Annotated in this window: 13 protein-coding genes, 1 tRNA gene and 1 pseudogene; 9 read left to right on the top strand and 6 right to left on the bottom strand. The window is 37.1% G+C overall.

Annotated features, from left to right (window positions below):
• Positions 1-108 precede the first annotated feature (108 nt).
• Both CHV_RS00625 and dut read left to right on the top strand, forming a co-directional pair.
• Positions 109-759: an ankyrin repeat domain-containing protein gene (locus CHV_RS00625; RefSeq protein WP_051602106.1), complete on the top strand. Its 651-nt coding sequence runs from the start codon at positions 109-111 to the stop codon at positions 757-759.
• A 372-nt stretch (positions 760-1,131) separates the two neighbouring features.
• Positions 1,132-1,566, top strand: coding sequence for a dUTP diphosphatase (gene dut, locus CHV_RS00630; RefSeq protein ID WP_034576408.1), 435 nt, complete (start codon positions 1,132-1,134; stop codon positions 1,564-1,566).
• Here the strand turns inward: dut and dusB are convergent.
• Entirely contained in the window at positions 1,563-2,549 is a 987-nt protein-coding gene (gene dusB / locus CHV_RS00635; RefSeq protein ID WP_034576409.1) for a tRNA dihydrouridine synthase DusB, read from the bottom strand. The genes dut and dusB overlap by 4 nt on opposite strands.
• 429 nt (positions 2,550-2,978) lie before the next feature.
• Between dusB and CHV_RS00640 the strand changes: the two genes are divergently transcribed.
• Together CHV_RS00640 and sppA are read left to right on the top strand one after the other, a co-directional pair.
• Positions 2,979-3,052 (top strand) — tRNA-Ile (locus CHV_RS00640).
• 113 nt (positions 3,053-3,165) lie between these two features.
• Entirely contained in the window at positions 3,166-4,884 is a 1,719-nt protein-coding gene (sppA, locus tag CHV_RS00645; RefSeq protein ID WP_034576411.1) for a signal peptide peptidase SppA, read from the top strand.
• Positions 4,885-4,926: 42 nt separating this feature from the next.
• Here the strand turns inward: sppA and CHV_RS00650 are convergent, their stop codons facing one another.
• The 3 genes from CHV_RS00650 to CHV_RS00660 form a co-directional block, all read right to left on the bottom strand.
• Positions 4,927-5,886, bottom strand: coding sequence for a 5'-3' exonuclease (locus tag CHV_RS00650; RefSeq protein WP_084303070.1), 960 nt, complete (start codon positions 5,884-5,886; stop codon positions 4,927-4,929).
• 114 nt (positions 5,887-6,000) lie between these two features.
• Positions 6,001-6,483: an ankyrin repeat domain-containing protein gene (locus CHV_RS04615; protein ID WP_051602107.1), complete on the bottom strand. Its 483-nt coding sequence runs from the start codon at positions 6,481-6,483 to the stop codon at positions 6,001-6,003.
• Between the two features lie 22 nt (positions 6,484-6,505).
• Complete coding sequence (locus CHV_RS00660) at positions 6,506-6,985, bottom strand: ankyrin repeat domain-containing protein (RefSeq protein WP_084303071.1); 480 nt, start codon at positions 6,983-6,985, stop codon at positions 6,506-6,508.
• A gap of 604 nt (positions 6,986-7,589) precedes the next feature.
• On the opposite strand from CHV_RS00660, the gene leuS reads away from it, so the two are divergent.
• Positions 7,590-10,379, top strand: a complete 2,790-nt coding sequence (gene leuS, locus CHV_RS00670; RefSeq protein ID WP_034576415.1) for a leucine--tRNA ligase — start codon at positions 7,590-7,592, stop codon at positions 10,377-10,379.
• A 158-nt stretch (positions 10,380-10,537) separates the two neighbouring features.
• Here the strand turns inward: leuS and CHV_RS05090 are convergent.
• A pseudogene (locus CHV_RS05090) lies at positions 10,538-11,946 on the bottom strand (IS5-like element ISCca5 family transposase).
• Between the two features lie 441 nt (positions 11,947-12,387).
• On the opposite strand from CHV_RS05090, the gene CHV_RS05820 reads away from it, so the two are divergent.
• The 4 genes from CHV_RS05820 to pheS all read left to right on the top strand — a co-directional run bounded on the left by CHV_RS05820 (position 12,388) and on the right by pheS (position 16,335).
• Complete coding sequence (locus CHV_RS05820; RefSeq protein ID WP_034576418.1) at positions 12,388-12,861, top strand: RDD family protein; 474 nt, start codon at positions 12,388-12,390, stop codon at positions 12,859-12,861.
• Positions 12,862-13,014: 153 nt separating this feature from the next.
• Positions 13,015-13,551, top strand: a complete 537-nt coding sequence (locus CHV_RS00690; RefSeq protein ID WP_191321615.1) for an ankyrin repeat domain-containing protein — start codon at positions 13,015-13,017, stop codon at positions 13,549-13,551.
• Between the two features lie 32 nt (positions 13,552-13,583).
• Positions 13,584-15,272 (top strand): hypothetical protein, encoded by a 1,689-nt coding sequence (locus CHV_RS00695; protein WP_034576421.1) that lies wholly within the window; start codon positions 13,584-13,586, stop codon positions 15,270-15,272.
• Between the two features lie 10 nt (positions 15,273-15,282).
• Complete coding sequence (gene pheS / locus CHV_RS00700; RefSeq protein ID WP_034576422.1) at positions 15,283-16,335, top strand: phenylalanine--tRNA ligase subunit alpha; 1,053 nt, start codon at positions 15,283-15,285, stop codon at positions 16,333-16,335.
• A gap of 126 nt (positions 16,336-16,461) precedes the next feature.
• Here the strand turns inward: pheS and CHV_RS00705 are convergent, their stop codons facing one another.
• Complete coding sequence (locus CHV_RS00705; RefSeq protein WP_191321616.1) at positions 16,462-17,892, bottom strand: sodium:solute symporter family protein; 1,431 nt, start codon at positions 17,890-17,892, stop codon at positions 16,462-16,464.
• Positions 17,893-17,953: the final 61 nt, after the last annotated feature.

A 17,953-nucleotide genomic window follows, 5' to 3' on the forward strand; every position in this document is an offset into this window, starting at 1 on the left:
TATTAAAAGTTTAAGGTATATCGATTATCCAAAATTTTTTATATATTATTTTCTGACTCTGTATTCTTCCATATAACATTTTAATAGACATAAATTATATTTAGAGATATGAAAAAAATATATTATTCAATTTTATTATTTTCATCTGTAGCTGCAAAATGTCCTAGTAATGATACAACTACCACTGCTCTTGATTCCAATAAAAATAAAGAAGCATCGAGCAATACACTCCTTAACAATGCACAATCTGAACAAAATGATATTGGTTGTACTAAACTGCATCATGCAGCGCAAAAAGGTTGTCGATCAGAGGTTATAAAATTACTAAACGCTCCAGGTATTCAAGTCAATGCAAGAGATACAGATGGTTCGACTCCGCTGCATTATGCAGTGCGATTTGCCGATACACAAGTGGTAAACCTATTCGTAAACGCTCCAGGTATTGAAGTTAATGCAAGAGATACAGATGGTTCGACTCCGCTGCATTATGCAGCATCATTTGGTGATGTAGAGGTACTAAAAATCTTACTAAAGGTTCCAGGTATTCAATTAAATGTAAAAAATATTAATGGCGATACACCTCTTACTTTGCCAATATTCCATAATCATGTAGAAGCGCTTAATTTATTACTTGGAACGAGAGGAATTGATATTAATTCAAAAAATAACGATGGTGAGACTGCCCTTGATGTAGCCAAAAAATTTGGTTATGCATCATGCGTTACCCTTTTAGAAAAAGCACTAAAAAGACAAAAGTAAGTACTGTTGTGCTTATTTAAAAAATTGATAATCAGTTTTTTTAATAAATCTGTTATAACGTCAGTTCTGGATTAAATTGTTTCTTTATTATTGATTATCAGTTTTATATTATATATACAAAATATATATAAAATATAGCTGTATATAAACGTATTATATATATATGATTATCAAATTATTATAATGTATGGTTCGTGATAATAGTAGATAAAACGTCTATTTTTCAGTAAAAAAACTAGTTGTATTATTTATTTAAATAGATGAAAATCAGTTAAATAAATCCAGAACTCATGTTTATACATTGTTCTCCTTCTATGGCAACGGTCTTATTCTGTAAAGTTGCTGTAAAAAGTAAAAGATAAATGGTATTGTATGAACGTTAACATTGTTAACCACTCACACCATCCATTGCCTGTTTATGCTACATTAGGGGCTAGCGGAATGGATTTGCGTGCTTTTATTGATCTTCCCATTACATTGGCTCCTCTACAAAGGAGGCTGATTGCTACCGGTATTTCTATTGCCTTACCACAAGGCTATGAAGCGCAAATAAGGCCACGTAGCGGATTGGCATTGCACCATGGCATTACAGTCTTAAATAGTCCCGGAACAATTGATGAAGACTATAGGGGGGAAATAAAAATATTGCTTATCAATTGCGCTGATCAACCCTTTGTCGTACAAGATGGAGATAGAATTGCGCAGCTCGTGGTTGCCAAATATGAATCGATTCGTTGGACAGTGGTACCGATGCTAGACCAAACCGATAGGGGATCGGGAGGCCATGGCAGCACCGGTAGAAACTAGTCTCCATCAGATCTCTTTTGCATCATTTCATCTAGTAGGTCACCTATAGTCTTACAATCATTAGCAGTTACCAAGTTAGATCGATACTGTTTTATCCCAGTCACACCTCGAAAATAATTGGCATAATGGCGCCTCATTTCTAATATGCCCGTTCGTTCTCCCTTCCACGCTATAGCATGGGTCAAATGTTTTTTTACAGTTTCAATCCGCTCTGCTAGGGTAGGAGGAGGGAGGAGGTTACCTGTTGCATGATAATGTTTGATTTCTCTAAAAATCCAAGGATAGCCAATGCTGGCACGGCCAATCATAATGCCATCTACCCCATATTTATCTTTATACGCAACCGCTTTAGTAGGACTGTCAATATCTCCGTTCCCAAAAATAGGAATATGAATACTCGGATCTGCTTTTACCGCTCCAATATAGCTCCAGTCTGCTAATCCTTTGTACATTTGTTGTTTGGTCCTTCCATGAATGGTTACAGCCTGTACGCCAACATCTTGAAGACGTTGCACTACTTCTAAAATTTTAATCGATTGATGGTCCCATCCTAATCGCGTTTTGACGGTAACAGGAATGGAGACTTGTTTGACGATTTCTGCCGCCATTGCCTGCATCTTAGGAAGATCTAAAAGAATACCAGCGCCTGCTCCTTTACAAGCTACCTGCTTAACAGGGCAACCATAGTTGATGTCTAATAAAGTGGGTTGCGCCCTTTCTACAATAGCAGCAGCAGTCCGCATCACTTCTATAACATCGCCAAAAATTTGTATCCCAATAGGACGTTCTGCTTCATATATTTCCAATTTTTTTATACTTTTAGCAGCATCTCTAATCAGTCCTTCAGAGGAAATAAATTCCGTATACATCAGATCTGCCCCATGTGCCTTGCATATGGCACGAAAAGGAGGATCACTAACATCTTCCATGGGTGCCAGTAAAAGTGGAAAACCACTTAATAAACAGTTGCCAATTTGTAACATAAATAGGGTGAATATGTTTTTAGCTCTTTGAATTTAATCTTTGTGCCCACCTGTTGGTGGGTTACTAAAAAGGAAATTTAGGGGTGGTTGGCGATCTTTTACAAATCTACGCTTAAAATTTAGTATTTTCTATGGATAAAAAGATTGCTGCCGCTCAGCAATGGTACAAAGTAGCTTAAAATAACTATATTATTATAGCTATTTATTGGCTATATACAGAATATATACGTAATTTAGTTGTGTTGGTGCACTTAACTAATTTTTTAGCATTAAATAAAAGGTCTTTATCCGGTACAATAGGATTCTTTAGTCCTGTTGCCATCCAGTTTAGATGATTTATGGAAACCCTATAATAGGTTTGGCCCTAATAGGTCTGTTTTTTTGTTGCTTGTATTGCCAATATTTTCTGTAAAAAATTAATAGATTTTAGGGTCTGTAGCTCAGTTGGTTAGAGCGCTACACTGATAATGTAGAGGTCCGTGGTTCAAGTCCACGCAGGCCCACCCTAGCGCACCAAACGTACAAACCGTACCGTATACTATAGGACTATACAATACATTTCTTTGCCCGTTTTGTGCGCTCCAGCTATTACGCAATAGACTTTTTTATAATCAAAATGGGGATAAAATCTTTTATTAAACAGGTATTTACCATTGCTGTAGGATGCTTCATCTCTTTATTATCTTTATTCTATATAGTTCTTTTTGTCTTTTCAAAATTAACTGCTACGGATATCAGGGAAGTAGCAAGTAATTCAGTGCTATCATTCAATATGGAGGGCCGAGTGGTTGAAAAGATGCCGAATGGATTATTTCGATCTAATAAGGGAACAGTCAATTTTAAAAAAGTTACAAAGGCCATTCATGAAGCAACCAACGATAATCGTATTCGCGCTATTTATTTAGATTTATCTTATTTATATAGCGGCTGGGCTACTTTAGAAGAAATAAGGGAAGCTTTGTTGGCTTTTAAAGCGCAAGGTAAAACCATTATCGCATATGGAGATAATTTTACCCAAAAGTCCTATTATTTAGCGTCTGTAGCAGATGAAATTATTCTAAATCCTAGTGGTTTCTTGGCATTCAAAGGCTTATCTGCAACGATTGACTTCTATACAAAACTTTTTGAGCATATTTCTATAAGGCCTATAATATTTCGTATTGGAGCCTGTAAGGATGCGGTGGAGCCCTTCTGTTTGACCAAAATGAGTGAAGAAAGTAAAAATCAAACAAAGGCATACCTTGACTCTATGTATGATCACTTTTTAACTAAAGTAGGTAGTGCTAGAAGTATAGCAGTTTCAGTGCTAAAAGCCCATGCCAATAATCTTTCAGCAGTACTTCCCAATGATGCCCTTCGGGCCAATTTAATTACCAAGGTAGGCTATGCAACAGATGCGAAAAGCTTGTTAAAAGAAAAACTAAAATCTCCTTCTTTTATCAACTATAACCATTATACCACTTCAGAAAGCGCATCTAACTCGGACAATCAAATTGCCGTTGTAATCGCTGAAGGCGAAATTGTGGATGGATCCAGTGGTATCGGATATATAGGTGCCCGTGATTTTATTAAAACGATAAAGGCTATTCGAGAAGATAGCAATATAAAGGCCGTAGTATTGCGCATTCATTCACCAGGGGGGAGTGTAGCCGCTTCAGATATTATATGGAAAGCAATAGAGGAACTTAAAGCTGTTAAGCCAGTTGTCGCTTCTATGTCTAACGTGGCTGCTTCTGGGGGGTATTATATTGCTGCCCCATGTAATTATATTTTTGCACAACCTACTACCATTACAGGTTCGATTGGTATTTTTGGTATGCTATTTGATCCCACTGCATTGATGCATAAAATAGGTATCTACCGTGATGTGGTAAAGACAGCTCCTTCTGCAGATTTTTTAGAACCTAGGGTAAGTTGTTCTGAGCAGGAGTCTAGATTTATATATAAAATGTTGCAACAAGGTTATGATGATTTTTTACGTAAAGTTGCCAATGGGCGTGGGCTGCATCTGGCCTCTGTGGAAAAATTAGCAGGTGGTAGGGTATATACTGGTGCAATGGCTCAAAGCAATGGCCTAGTCGATGCGCTCGGCGGACTGGAAGCAGCTATTGCTAAAGCCGCTGCTTTGGCCCAGTTAACCCACAAATATAGTGTTTGTTATTTGCCTCGTCCTAAAACAAAACTAGAACAGTTGCTAAACTATACTAGTGGTAACATCAAAATGGAAGTACTTCATTCCTTAGTGCAAGAATATCCTATACTGAATCATTACCAATTGCTATCTAAACCCTGTGGCGTACAAGCCATCCTTCCTTATACGATTCATGTTGATTAACTGAGTAGGATTCCCTTGCCTATCGAGGATATGATCATTAGACTAATCATCTTCTGGGTTGTGCGCAATGGGGTTGATAGGATCGAATAAACCAGCCATTGGGTTGTGTTCTTTTTCTCGGTTTGGTTTACCAAATAACCGCTCCTTAAGTTGCTTAAATTCCAGTAAAGTAAATAAAGATTCTAATTTGTCCTTGTTGGGCACCTGGTAATGGCATTTTTCTAAATCTAGCGTAATGGGCACATCTGTTCGAATGGTAGCCAGTTGTTTGGAAAGTATACCTTGATCTGCATATTGGATAAGGTTTGCTTTTAACTTACCCGTTAGTACATGGCTATGTGCCAATATATTTTCAAGATTATCAAATTCTTTTATAAGCTTTCGGGCAGTTTTTTTCCCAATAGAAGGAATGCCTGGAATAAAATCAGAAGGATCTCCTTCTAATGCTAAAATATCTTTTACTTGTTCAGGTCTACTAATTTCCCATTGTGCTAAGATTTCTTTTTCACCAAGTATAGTTGACTTTTGGCCATTGTTACTCGGTTTATAGAGGTAAATATTATATTGTACCATCTGAGCTAAGTCTTTGTCTGTGGACATGATGTAGGTCGTACATCCCATTATCGCTGCCTTTTTGGCTAATGTACCCAGTAGGTCATCCGCCTCATACCCATTAGCGGTTATCGATACAATACCAAACCCTTCTAGAATGGCTTTGATGTATGGAATGGCTATAGAGATCTCTTCTGGTTGAGCTGGCCGGTGGGATTTATAGGCGGGAAATAGCTCATGTCGAAAGGTTTTTTCTTTTCCGTCAAAGGCAACGATCAGGTGGGTAGGCTTCTCTTCTTGCAGTACCTTTACCAAGGTATTCACAAAGCCGAGTATAGCCCCTGTTTTAATGCCATGTGCCGTAGTAGTAGCTACCTTTCCAAGCGCAAAATGCGCTCTATAGATCAGTGACATACCATCTAGTAGAAAAAGCTTGTGGGGGGTGGGCATTACATTGATTCGCTTGTGTCTATAATTGATTTATTCTATAATGGTAACTGTTCAAGTTACCATTGGAAGCAGTCTTTACTGACTGATTAGCTTTATGATCTGATATGGTTTTATCTATTGTTTGTATTGGCTACTAACTGCACCAGCTGATCGTAATAGTGCAACTACTTCTTCATGACCATTTTGTAATGCTAAATCAAGGGGAGTCTTACCAAAAACATTTTCCTCATTTACCATGTTAGTAACTGATAGTAGTTTTCTGACTACGCTTATATGACCATTGTTTGCTGCAAGATGGAGTGGGGTGTTGTCAAAGTCATTTTTTGTATTGACATCAACACCTGAATCTGAACATAGTTGGTTGACCCTTTCTATATCACCTTTTTCTGTTGCAATATGCAGAGAATCCCAGAAATGTGCAGTAGGTACAAAATTCATTTCTATTTGCTCTGTATCTGATTCTGAATCTTCTTCACTGCTACTACTATTCATGCCATATCTAGTTAATTGATTACAAGCAGTAGTCAATAAAAAACAGATAGGTATTCTTGATACCTTAAGAACAGATTTAAACGCTAATTTATTTTTTATATCCATAATGATTACTTATGTATTGTTTTTATTGGCTGCTATCAGTACCATATACTAATAATAATGCAACCACTTCTTCATGATCATTGTCTAATGCTAAATCGAGAGGAATCTCACCAAAAATATTTTCCTTATTTACCGCAATATTACGCATTGATAGTAGTTTTCTGACTACTTCTATATGGCCTTTTCCTGCTGCAAGATGAAGTGGCGTGTCACCAAGGTCATCTTGTTTATTGACATCAACACGTGGGTCTGAACATAGTTGGTTTACCTTTTGTATATCACCTTGTTCTGCTGCAATATGAAGAGAATTCCAGAAATATGCAGTAGGTACAAAATTCATTTGTATTTGTTCTGTATGTGATGCTAAATCTTGTTCACTGCTACTACTATTCATACCATATCTAGTTAATTGGTTACAAGAGGAAGTCATTAATGAACAACAGATGGCTATTCCTGATGGAATATGGAAAGATTTAAAGTACGATGTATGTTTTGTATGCATGATAACTATTATTTATTGCTTGCGAATTTCTTTTGGTAAAAATCTAGTACCATAGGAAATACACTCATATTTAATTGATAAAAATAGAATCCCTGTGCAATCACCCATAACCTTCTTTTTAGTTTGATAGATCCATTTTCCAACGCCATCGTTAACAATATCACTTCTGAATTAGGCAGTAAAGAAAAGCTTAAAAAGCTCCCTTGTGTTTTAAATTTTCGAAATGAAAATAAAAAACAAGTTACCAACGGATTCTATAATGAATGTATGAAAATTAGTTGTAATACCAAAAGAGCTTATCGCCACAAAGTTTTTAAATCAATCGCTGCTAAAGGTAAAACGACTACTGGGTAGTTTTATGGGTTAGTGTGCCGCAGATGTATGCAGGGGTTATACGTGACTTTAGGATAAATTGAAATTTGTCTGATTTTTACGTCCACTATAATGTTTTCTTATTAATTTTAAGTTAAATTGCTATTTAAAAGCTAAAATGTAAAAAAGCTGTTTTATTTTTCAGATTAAGCCTTTGCTACACTTTGATACAGGTGTAGCGACTATACCAATCTATTATTCGTTTTACCGATTACCCAACCATATTTTATATATGCAACCCTATATTTTTACCGAGATAGAGCAAAAATGGCAGAATAAATGGAAGCAACAAAAATCTGTTACAGCAGATAGGTCCCTTACTACGAACCATTTACCCAAGTATTATATATTGAATATGTTCCCTTATCCTTCAGGATCAGGCCTCCATGTAGGCCACTATATGGGGTATGTTGCTTCAGATATATTATCTAGGTATTATAAGCATAGTGGATACCACGTTATGAATCCAATGGGATTTGATGCTTTTGGCCTTCCTGCTGAACAACATGCCATTCAAACCGGTCAACATCCTGCTGTTACCACTGCAAAAAATATAGAAAAATATATCGTACAACTCAAACAAATTGCCTTAGACTTTGATTGGGATAAATCAGTAAATACTAGTGAGCCTGAATATTATAAATGGACACAGTGGATATTTTTAGAAATGTTCAATAGCTGGTACAATACTGCTACACAAAAGGCTGCCCCTATTCATGCCCTTATTCAAGAATTTATTGATCATGGTAATACCAAAGTCCAAGCGGCTTGTGACGACCATACCCCTATTTTTTCAGCTAAGGAATGGAATGCATTTTCTGAGACAGAAAAACAAGTCCAACTGTTGCATTATCGCTTAGCCTATTTAAAAGATAGCATGGTAAACTGGTGTGAAGCCTTAGGTACTGTTTTGGCCAATGAAGAAGTCAAGGATGGTTTTTCTGAAAGAGGAGGTTATCCAGTGACACGGAAAAAAATGAAACAGTGGAGTTTGCGTATGACCGCTTATGCAGAGCGCTTGTTAATAGATTTAGACAGGTTAGATTGGCCTCTTTCTACCAAGGAGATGCAACGCAATTGGTTGGGTAAGTCCCAAGGTGCAGAGATTACCTTTAGGGTACAAGGGCAAAAAGGAGAGACCATTACCGTTTTTACCACTAGACCTGAGACCATTTTTGGTGTTTGTTTTATTGCCTTAGCGCCTGAGCATCCTTGGGTGCGTGCTATGGCAAATCAAACAGGTGACACAGCACTTATTGCTTATATCGAGCAATCCAAAAATCGTTCAGATCGAAGCCGTCTTGCAGAAACTACCTTTTTAAGTGGTCTATTTGTTGGCACTTGTGTCATACATCCCTTTACAGGTGCCCCATTGCCTATCTGGGTGGCAGATTATGTATTGCCCAGATATGGTAGAGGGGCTATTATGGGGGTTCCTGCCCATGATAAGCGAGATTATATATTTGCGCAATCTTTTGACTTACTCACTTTTCCTGTGATAGAAAGTACCTTCCTTATGGAAGATGGTCCATATGAAGCAGCTGAAGGAAAGATGATTAATTCTGATTTTCTAAATGGCCTTTCTGTACCAGAAGCGGCTGAAAAGGTTATGCAAAAACTTATCCAGAACAAAATTGGACAATATAAAGTGAACTATAGACTACAGGATCCTATCTTTAGTCGCCAACGTTATTGGGGAGAGCCTTTTCCAATATACTATAAAGAAGATGGTCTTCCTTATGGCCTTTCGCAGGACCAGCTGCCTCTTTTGTTGCCACCAGTAAGTAGTTATAGACCAAACCCATCTGGTGCACCACCATTGGCCAATGCCTTCCATTGGTCTACACCGGAAGGATATCCTTTAGACCTTCATACAATGCCGGGTTGGGCAGGTTCTAGTTGGTATTTTTTGCGCTATATGGATCCCCACAATGGGGAAACTTTGTTAAGCAAGGAAAAAGAAGCCTATTGGAAGGGGGTAGACTTCTATATAGGTGGTGCAGAACATGCAACAGGCCATCTCCTTTATGCACGCTTTTGGACCAAATTATTATATGATTTAGGCCATATTCATATCAATGAACCATTTCCGAAATTACTCCATCAAGGCATCATTCAAAAGTTTACAGCAATAGTATATCGTTTAAAGGATGAAAATGTATTGGTCAGTGCGGGGCTTATAGCGCAATATGATGTCGTACCTATATATATTCCAACAGCATTTGTCAAAAAGGATGTTTTAGACCTAGAAGCTTTAAAAAGTTGGCGTTCTGAATTTGCCGATGCGCGTTTCCTATTGGAGGAAGGTAAGTATATATGTGGGAAAAAAATGGAAAAAATGTCTAAGTCGAAATACAACGTAGTAGACCCAGATGGTGTAATTGCTCAATATGGTGCTGATGCTTTACGGCTCTATTTGATGTTTTTAGGACCATTAGAACAATCTAAACCATGGGACTTGTGTGGTATAGAAGGGGTCTTTCGCTTTTTAAATAAGGTATGGCGTTTTGTACATCATGCAAAAGCGTTGTGGACGCCTAACCATCTGCCATCTAACCAAGAAATGGTTAAAATAATACATCAAACCACTAAAAATGTAACAGAGTCGATTAAAAAATGTTCTTTTAATACCGCTATAAGTAGTTTAATGATTGGGCTCAATAGGTTGTCTACTTTTGAAAAAGTAACCCAGTCTGTGGTAGAAGATTTTATTCTATTATTGGAACCTTTTGCACCTTATATAGCTGCTGAGCTATGGGAAAGTATAGGCAAAACCGGTAGTATTACGGAAGTGTCGTTTCCTATTTGGAATGAAACCTATTTAGCAGAAAAAAGCTTTGAGTATCGCATTGCAGTCAATGGTAAGCTACGGACCAAAATGGTTTTTGATTATAATGCTTCACCTATGGCTATAAAAGAAGCAGTATTGGTCCATGAGGTGATCCAAAAATGGACCGCAGGTAAAGTAATTAAAAATGTCGTAGTAGTGGCTAATAAAATGGTGAATGTGGTTTTAGAATAGGGTTTTACAAGATCGCTGATATTTTATATATTGACCTGTAATGGTATATATAATTGTATCATAACCTCTGAGCATCTTTTAAAGAAATATTAGGGGATGCTGGTTTTCCCGTAGGTCAACTTATTTAGTCGGCCCTGAAATATTATTTTTGAATAAATTTATTGAATGGATCTTTTTTTACAATATTTATGGTTTAGCAGGCGCTCTATTTTTCCTACCCAAGATATAGGTATAACTGGTTTTGGATTAAGAATTTTAATTATATAGGTTTTAATTTATGTGATTGTGAGTGTGTTAAGAATAACTTTCTTGTAATCAGTCGTAGGTTATGAGCAATAGCACATAAAATAACGTTAAGTTTATCTCCTAGAATACCTTTCAAATAGTTAACAGATAATTTACCATCGGATTTCATATGACCAATATGCGGTTCAATAGAAGATCTTCTTTTTATAGCTTTTTTTAGAGCAGGCGTTATTCCCCTTTTAGAACCACTTATAAATATATTACATTCACTAACAGGTATATTATTACCCCGGTAGGCTTTATCTACAAAAGCATACTTTACTTTGGTACCAGATAATTGCTCGGCTTGTAATAAACTCTTCTGCAAAGTATGGCCATCGTAAGCATTAGGATGTATTGCTTCTGTTGAAACAATTAAACCTTTTTTATGCGTTACTGTAAATTGTACCTTGCAACCAAACTCATAAGGATGTTTAGACTTACCTTTACTTACACAGTAGACGGATGGTTCATGGATGCTATAAATTTTATCTTTACTTTTTTTGTATTGGTTTATAAGTTTTTACTTTATAGATAGTAGATTGGTAAATTAGATTCCGTATTAGATCATCAGAGGATTGTATAGAACGTTCTACATCTCTGACTACTCTACCAAGATAGGTTTTTAATGTTTTAATGCCTTTAGTATAAACGTTTATACTGTTTAGCATGAGCATAGCAATCAACTTTACGTTTGATAGATAGACCTAAACGCTGATAAGTTTGACGCAGTTTAATACCTGTTTTCTTGGCTATACTGACCAATTTTTCTTCTGGATTTATTAAGCAAAGAAGAGTCAGTTGGGTAACGGATATTTTTCTCCATTACAGTAGTATCAGCTATAACTTTTTCAAGTTCTTTTCGGGTCACTACTTTTTTTTTTAGCGCTAAGTCTATAGTCATAGATAAAATCTTATTGAGACCTTCTTGACCTAATCTATGGCGCCAACGGGTCAATGAACTGGGGTTACAAGGCATCTTAAACTGAAAATAATCATATCCACAAAAGTATTGCCAATAAGGGTTTTCTACCCATCTAACCACTACTTGTTCATCAGAAATATTATACATATGACTGATAATGAGAAGACCTATAATTAAACGAATAGGCAAAGGAGGTTGACCAGGTCCATAGCTAAAACCGCGGTCTAAATCTGATGCTAAGGAGTGAAAAGGAATCGAATCAGATAACTGGAATAATGGATGTTTCGGGTTGAGAAAACTAGATAAGCGTTGCTCAAACAAACGCTCAAGGCTATTATTTATTTTCTTAGATTTCATCCTTATTTTGCAAGCTTTTTATACAAAACAACCTAAAAACTGGTTATTAACCATATATAAATTTAACCATTTATTTGCTGATTAACAAATAATTATATGGTATTTCAGGGCCGACTATTTATTAATATTCTTTAGAAGTTTGGGTAAGCAATGGCCATAGCTGTTTACAAACCTAATTTTAGTGCAACAAAATTTTAAAATTTATAATCTTATGCAAGATACCAATTGGATTGAACCTGAAAAAATAACAGCTTGACATGCATGGTGCAGATGGGCAGCAAAGATGATTGATTCCTTTTTTTTCCTTTTTTTATATGTTATATCATTAGGTACATTGTTAGCTCTAGGTATATATCTATTGCACTACTGGGCGATAAAATAGATTTATTAAATTCAGAAGACTACCGCGCCCGCTTATCTGGTTTCCTTGCTCCGTATCTTATGACTACGGATTATATTCATACACTTATTAAGTATTCTATATCATGCTTAATCGTATTATTTGTTGAATTATTATTCAGGCTAGGTTATGCTGCATGTCAGGCTTGTTTTGGTAATACACCTGGTAAACAGCTTTTCGGTATAAAAATAATAGATGCCTCAGGCCGTTCTATTAATTTTCAAAAGGCATTTAAGCGCGAAATGTTGGTTCTCTTCAAGGGGCAAGGGTTAGGTCTCCCGATCATATATTTATTTGCTATGTACAGAGGTTATAAAAACCTAAAAAAACATAAAATAACTACTTGGGATAAACAAATGCATCTTACCGTAAGTTACCGTATCCAGTCTCTATGGGTTAGACTAGTTGGTGTAACCATCCTAATAGTGTCTATAATTCTTATTCTTCTACTATATTTTTTGTTAAGTATCCTCGTTTTTGGTTGTATTTTTTTTATTTGGTTTATTCTAATATAGCCAGTAACAATAACTGGATAATACCCATCATTATGATAACAAAAAAATTATAGATATATTTCAATTAAAAAGAAGCTATACACTTTTATGATTACATATATCCAATCTATCACACCCGTCAGGTCTTCTTACACAATGGCTATAGTAACTGGGATGGTTCTATTTTTTACTGCTGCTTGCAGTAACTTAACAGGCAGGTATGGTCACTTACCAAATAAATTTGATACCGGTCATAACCCATTTGGCATGAATAACAGTAATCATCCAGCCAACGCGATCGGGGTACGTCTTAATAATGCTGGAAATACTGTTGGTAATACTGGGCTCCATTTAGCCGTTATAGATGATAATCTACAAAATATAGTAACCTTGCTAAGGGAACCAAGTACGAATGTCAATGCACGAAATGCAAGTGGTAATACTGCGCTGCACCTGGCCGTTGCACATAATCATCTAGAATCCTTATTATTCTTAATGTTATTCGGTATATCAACAATTGATATCAATGTACAAAATGAGGCTGGTAATACCCCTCTTCATCTAGCAGCGCATTCGGGTCGTAGAAGTATTGTAGAAATCTTACTAGGTAGACCAGATGTTGATGTGAATGTAAGGAATGCAAATGGCCTTACTCCGATGGATCTGGCAGCTGAACCGCATCATCTAGCAGTAGTGCGAAGGTTGCAGTAACATAATCTATTGCAACCTCTGTAGATTGGATAATGAAATCTTTAGACAATCGCATCTTGTTTAGATGGCTATCCTATAAATTACTTTTTAAAGATTTAATGATCATTAAAATGCAATATACTCGTTTATGCATCGCTTTATTTTTTTTGATCTCTGCCCCACTATCTCATGCAGAAACGAAAGCAGGCGCCATAAAAGATGCGGAATTTGTCATTGAAAAACAAAAAAAGAATAGAGTAACCCAGGCGCAAAGGCTATTTTTCAAAGCGTCTACACCTACTATAAAACGTCTGAATAAGCCTTTAAAAACCTTAAACGCATTAAAACTAAAGGCTATATTATTTCATCCTGCCCCCCAATTATACCTTCCTTTTTGTTTAAAACAGAAAGAAAGGGGTCCTTCTTTTCACCACTATTGCAAAATAGGGGTCTGTACATCGTTGCTTCCTTACCTAGCGGTTGGATTAGACCAAATACCCTTCTCGAAAGGTATTTGGTCGACTGACCTCTCTTTTGTTCCACCATTATGGCGCAAAAATTTAAAAGAAGGTTCGTTTACTTTACAAGGTAGGTATGACGTTGGGTCATGGCGCTTCCAGCCCCATTTAAATTATCAGCCTGCTTGGCACAAATATAGTCACTCCCATCACTGTATGCTACATCAAGGCAAGATAGGTGTGTGGGTTAAACGAGCTGGAGAATCTTCTATTCAAGATGGGCAAGTAAATGTAAAAATAATTGGTTATCATAATAAAGATATAAATGAAAAGTTATGTACCTTCCACTATAAGTGGGTTAAACAGTTGGATAATTGGTTTTTAAAAGTAGCTAGCTACCATGCTATAGCCCGCTATGTAAACGGTACAGCGCGACAAACACGGCTTATTTTCTCGGCTACGCCTAGCCTTTGCCTACACTTATATAAAGCTATGCAGCTAAAAGTCGGGTTAAGGATGGCTTACCATAATGATCCGGTTTCGCCACCAATACTTAATTTTGATCTTTATCCTATGGTCAAAATAGGGTATGGAATGTCCCCTTGCTTTACCCCTTATATAGGCATACAGGGTATGGGTGTAGGCGGAAGTGTAGTGCCATTGCACCTACATGATCTAGTAGCCAAAAATCCTTTTATAGCTTCCAATTGGAAGTTATCCCACCCCCATCAATACTTCAAATTGTATGGTGGCAGCAAAGGTACCATTGGACCTAATCTTTCTTATCGCCTCCATATAGCCTATCGGCAACTTAAAAACCAATCTAGAATCGTTGAAGATGGGCAACAGATTAGACTAGCTTATAATCCACAGGACTATAATCTGGTAAAAGTAATAGGACTGGTTGACTATCGTCTGCCAAAATACTATATAACCATAAAAGGAACTTGCTATCCATATGTTGGAAATGGACCCGCACCCATCTGGTGGTACCATAAACCAAGATACAAACTAAAACCTACCTTTACCTATATTCCCCATTCAAAAGTTTTATTAACCAGTAAGCTACATCTAAATGGTGCAACTTTTGTAAAAGATATAAATGGGCATTCCATGCCAATCCCCGTGCGCATCAATCTTTCTGTAGGGATTGATTATTTTATTTTTAAAAAGTTTGTGGCATTTTTAATGGCTACTAATCTGCTCAATCGTACAGATATTTGTTACACCCAGTATCCAGATCAAAAATTCAACCTTATGGTTGGCCTAGCATATAAATGGTAATTGTAATATTATGATGGATCAAATTGCCCAACTACGGGAAAAAATGAACACTATACTTATTGAGGATAAAGCAACATTAGAACGTTTTCGTCAAGATTTTATTGGCAAAAAGGGCTCTATTGCGGCTCTATTTGAAACCTTCAAGCAGCTTCCTATTGCAGCAAAAAAAACAATAGGTCCCCTATTAAACGGGTTAAAAAATGAAGCAGAAAAAAAATTTAAAAGTGCAGCAAGCATACTAGAAGCCGTTGCTCCAGCTATACAGCAACCAGTTGATGTAACCCTTCCTGCTTTTGGCCCGGCGATAGGTAGTCTACATCCTTTAACCATTGTTCAAAACAAGATTAGCTCTATATTCCAGCGTATCGGCTTTAATCTGGCAGAAGGACCAGAAATTGTAGGCAACTGGCACAACTTTGGTGCATTAAACTTCCCAGAAAACCACCCGGCCCGTGATCTGCAGGATACATTCTTTTTACAACTTAATCCAGTTCAGTTGTTGCGTACCCATACCACTTCTGTACAGATTTCAACCTGTACGGACCAAAGTCCCCCTATTCGATCTATTGCGGTAGGACGTGTCTTTAGAAATGAGGCTATTTCTGCACGGTCGCATTGTTTTTTTCATCAAGTAGATGGCATGTATATAGACACAGCTGTGACCTTTAGTGACCTAAAGGGTACCATCTATCATTTTGTAGAAGCAATGTTTGGCCGGGCTACTAAGCTCCGCTTTAGGGCCTCTTATTTCCCTTTTACAGAGCCCAGTGCAGAGGTAGATATACATTGTAGACTATGCCAAGGGAAGGGATGTACCGTATGTAAACAGTCCGGTTGGGTAGAGATATTGGGTGCAGGTATGATTGATCCGAATGTTTTAACCAATTGCCAGATCGATCCAGAGCAATATAGTGGCTTTGCCTTTGGCATGGGCATAGAACGGATCGCTATGCTCCTTTACCAAATTGATGATTTACGCTTATTTTCTGAAAATCACCTTGACTTTTTACGCCAATTTAAAGGCTGTTTGGGCTTTAGTGATGGCGCTGTTTTTGCAAAATAGTGGTCTTTGCCATTTTATATGGCTTACCTTCTAAGCAGCACAAAAAGTTCTTCCCCTTAAAGCAAGACCATTGTCTAAACAGATGGCTTATACCTGCTTGTACAACCATTAGTCTATTGGAACCCATTATTCTAGATCTATATTTTTTCTATATTTTTTAAATGCCCGTATCAGCTCCATCATTCTTTTTTGTTGCGCATCTGGCTCAGCCCATCCCGTACTAGGTGGTTGTGGCAGCAGATAGTGTGCCGCCATTGTAGCCAAACCATTAGCGGCGAAAGCAATAATTGTACCATCTATTGCTATTTTAGGTTTGATCCAATGGTTCCAAATCAGGATGACCACCATACCTGTAGTCATGCCCATGAAAGCGGTACGGGTAGTACCCCGAAAACCTAAAACAGTTAAAATAAAAAGAGGGATCACGCTAGCTGTAAAAAATCCACAAAGCCATTCAAAAACAAATGTACTTAATGCAAATAGATCAGAGTAGTAAACCGTTACGATCATAGCCAATAGACCGGTAACCAGTGTAGCTAATTTAGCCAGTCTAAGCTTGTGCATATAAGGTGGTGCTTGTAGGTTGCGCATGCTTTCCACCATATCATGGCTGATCATAATAGAAGCAGTCTGCAAATGAGAATCAGCAGTAGACATGGTCATGGCCAATATACTAATGGCTACATATCCTTTGTAAAAAGGCGACATATCCGCTAGGATATAGGACCAAATCTCTTTTCTGTGTAGCATTGGATTGCCGACAAAAACAAACAGTGCAATCAAAGCGATACCTATCCATATAATGGCTTTAAAAAGCACTGCACGCGAGAAAACCTTTTTAGCTTGAATGGGGCCACTGGACATATAAAAACGTTGTATAACTGCAGGACTGAAGGACAATACCCAATGTAAATGATTGAATAAATGGATCCAATACTTTTTATCAAATTTAAATAAGTTCTTGCATTGAAATGTTTCTTCTTTTTGCAGAAACTTTATCATTTCTAAAAATGATTGATCTATTTTTACAAATAGAAGCTTAAGAAGAAAAGGTAGAACAATTGTAAAAGTTGCCAGTTGGAATAGGTCGGTAATGGTAATGGCACGAATACCTCCAAAAACAGCATAGCTAATCAGCGTTAAGGTGGCCAAAACAGTTAGAATAGAAGGGGTCGTTGTATCCATACACATGCCAATGGCGCAAGACATCACATTGATTTGAATAGCGACCACACCAATACAACAACCGGTAGTCAATAAAGCCGTAACCATCCTTATATACTGGCCATAGATCATACCTATGGTCTCTGACGTAGAAAGGTGCTCCATAAATGGCCCCATATGCAACGCCAGCAGGCTTATTATATAGCATCTTACTATCCCTCCTGCAACCGTAAAAAATATATAGAGTATCCCCTGAGCATACATCTTCGGTAGCTCACGCATGAAAAATCCCCCTCCAAAGGAGGTAGCTAAAACAGTAGCTATTAAGGTAGCTGTATGAAATTGCTTCGTACCTATTGCATATGCACGGAACGTAGTCGACTTTTGGCTCATGCAAAGGCCTATGGTAAGGGTCACGAACAAAAAAGCCAATGCCATAAATAAGGGGATGTTA

Origin of the sequence: Cardinium endosymbiont cBtQ1 of Bemisia tabaci (assembly GCF_000689375.1) — a bacterium.
Lineage (GTDB): Bacteria > Bacteroidota > Bacteroidia > Cytophagales > Amoebophilaceae > Cardinium.

Bases quoted from the DNA above. Each gene is read 5' to 3' on its own strand.
- CHV_RS00625 (WP_051602106.1), top strand. From the start codon at position 109: ATGAAAAAAATATATTATTCAATTTTATTATTTTCATCTGTAGCTGCA.
- dut (WP_034576408.1), top strand. From the start codon at position 1,132: ATGAACGTTAACATTGTTAACCACTCACACCATCCATTGCCTGTTTAT.
- dusB (WP_034576409.1), bottom strand. From the start codon at position 2,549: ATGTTACAAATTGGCAACTGTTTATTAAGTGGTTTTCCACTTTTACTG.
- sppA (WP_034576411.1), top strand. From the start codon at position 3,166: ATGGGGATAAAATCTTTTATTAAACAGGTATTTACCATTGCTGTAGGA.
- CHV_RS00650 (WP_084303070.1), bottom strand. From the start codon at position 5,886: ATGCCCACCCCCCACAAGCTTTTTCTACTAGATGGTATGTCACTGATC.
- CHV_RS04615 (WP_051602107.1), bottom strand. From the start codon at position 6,483: ATGGATATAAAAAATAAATTAGCGTTTAAATCTGTTCTTAAGGTATCA.
- CHV_RS00660 (WP_084303071.1), bottom strand. From the start codon at position 6,985: ATGCATACAAAACATACATCGTACTTTAAATCTTTCCATATTCCATCA.
- leuS (WP_034576415.1), top strand. From the start codon at position 7,590: ATGCAACCCTATATTTTTACCGAGATAGAGCAAAAATGGCAGAATAAA.
- CHV_RS05820 (WP_034576418.1), top strand. From the start codon at position 12,388: ATGACTACGGATTATATTCATACACTTATTAAGTATTCTATATCATGC.
- CHV_RS00690 (WP_191321615.1), top strand. From the start codon at position 13,015: ATGGTTCTATTTTTTACTGCTGCTTGCAGTAACTTAACAGGCAGGTAT.
- CHV_RS00695 (WP_034576421.1), top strand. From the start codon at position 13,584: ATGAAATCTTTAGACAATCGCATCTTGTTTAGATGGCTATCCTATAAA.
- pheS (WP_034576422.1), top strand. From the start codon at position 15,283: ATGATGGATCAAATTGCCCAACTACGGGAAAAAATGAACACTATACTT.
- CHV_RS00705 (WP_191321616.1), bottom strand. From the start codon at position 17,892: ATGAGCCAAAAGTCGACTACGTTCCGTGCATATGCAATAGGTACGAAG.